This window comes from Xanthovirga aplysinae, from assembly GCF_009711365.1.
Taxonomy (GTDB): domain Bacteria; phylum Bacteroidota; class Bacteroidia; order Cytophagales; family Cyclobacteriaceae; genus Xanthovirga; species Xanthovirga aplysinae.
Map to the genome: position 1 here is coordinate 1 of NZ_SMMB01000483.1, position 1,858 is coordinate 1,858.

The window sequence follows — 1,858 nt, forward strand, 5'->3', positions numbered from 1 at the left end:
ATATATTGTAGAAGATATCCCTGAAATGCGTACCAATTACCAATTGGCTAGCGGAGGGATTGCTCCTAAAAGAGAACTTTATAAGGCAAGAATTGTAGGTACATTACAATTAGAAGATAGCTTATCGGAAGAAGATGGTCGTACCGAATGGATAAAAATTAACCAGGAGGGAGGAACCACTTATTTTGATGCGGTTCGGGGATCTTTTAGCGCATTAAGCATAGGACATACTACAAACAATTTAAGTGGGCATGCTACTTTGGATGTTTTGGGGAATATGATGGTTTCAGGCTCAGGGGAGTTTGGAAGTAATATAAAAGCCACCTCCCTTGATATTCTTAATGGTGATAATAGATTTAAATATGACGGTGGGGCTGATTTGGTGTTAAAATTCGGTGCCTATGGTAGTGGGGGTAGAGCCCTTGTTCATGAATCTAACAACAGATTAACTATCAATTATAACAACGACTTTGATGGAGGAACAATCATAGGTAGTGAGTTACTAGTGAATGGAAACCTTAACACATTAGGCAACTTGAAGACCACAGGGACAGGCGAGTTTAACAATATTTTATCTGGTGGAAATGGGGAGTTTGATGGGCATATCTTAGCAAAAAGCTTTTCCTCAGTTGAAGATGGACAAATGAGCATAAGTAATCCCTCTGGAGGAAGAGCTCGATTCCATGATTTTGGACATGTAGGGACTATAAAAATTACACTTCCTCAATCTTGGAAACATGGGCCCATTAGAATGCTCATAAAAGTGTACGATTATACATTACATGAGGCGTTTGAATTAAGAGCTGGAGGGTATTTACTAGATAATCATGATCCAAAATGGTATAGAACCTATGCTTATATTATCAACGACCCAGAAGCCTCAAGAAACTTACCCGTAAGATTTGGACATGATGGAGAAAAGTGCTGCTTGTATATTGGGGATATTGATTCTACCTGGGATGATTTTAGAGTAACAGTTAGTGAGGTTGAATTCTCCGTTGAAAGTAATGTTGAAGTTTGGAATAGTGGGTGGAAAATTAGCCTTGAAACTGAGCATTTAAATATTAATGATACTCATACAAAAACTCAGGTAGGGCGATATGTAGAGGGTAATGAAGTTTATCATACAGCTAATGCTAACCTATCTACAGTGGATTGGGCTGCAAACAATTTAATGATTACAGGAACGGCAGAATTTGGAGATGACCTTAATGTAAAAAGCGGGAATCTTCATTTATATAACAAAGTAGATAACAACCGGCGCCTTACTATTAATGGAAATGTTTCTCATGAGGTTAGTATTTACAATTATGATGAAGATAGCACAGAAATTCTACCTCTTCGTCTGGGTACGAATAATTTGACCAAAGGCTTACTGATTTCCGACACAACTGCAAATTTATTTGGAGACCTAAAAGTAAATGGTAACATCGGGGTTGAAGTTAGTGAACCCAAAGCTAGGCTTTCCTTAAAATATTCCTCAAACCCTGGCATTGGTATGTTAAATCTGGATTGGACGGTTGAAAAAGATTGGAATAATAGTGGATCCAATTGGGCAGGATATTTAGGTTTTAATGCTGCTCGAAAGGATGAGGATGAGAAAGATTATTATGCAAGAGGGAATCATTATACTCTCCGAACTGTTTTTGAAGGTTCTAATTATGGTTTCAGATGGTTAGGTGAAAATACTATGCCCGATTGGGGAGAGGATACCCCTGCTGCCCAATTGGATGAGCTTATGAATTTAACTCAATTTGGGGATCTTAAAGTTGCTAATGATGGACATTTTGGGCGTTATGTGTATTCCCAAGGAACCTTGATTCAGTCGGATATTAGAAGCAAGGAGGATATTTGTTGC

The 1,858-nt window shown here is 38.2% G+C and carries 1 protein-coding gene; it reads left to right on the forward strand.

Annotated elements, in window-relative coordinates; genetic code table 11:
• A partial coding sequence (locus E1171_RS23475; RefSeq protein WP_187696186.1) for a hypothetical protein occupies positions 1 to 1,858 on the forward strand: 1,858 nt, incomplete at both ends.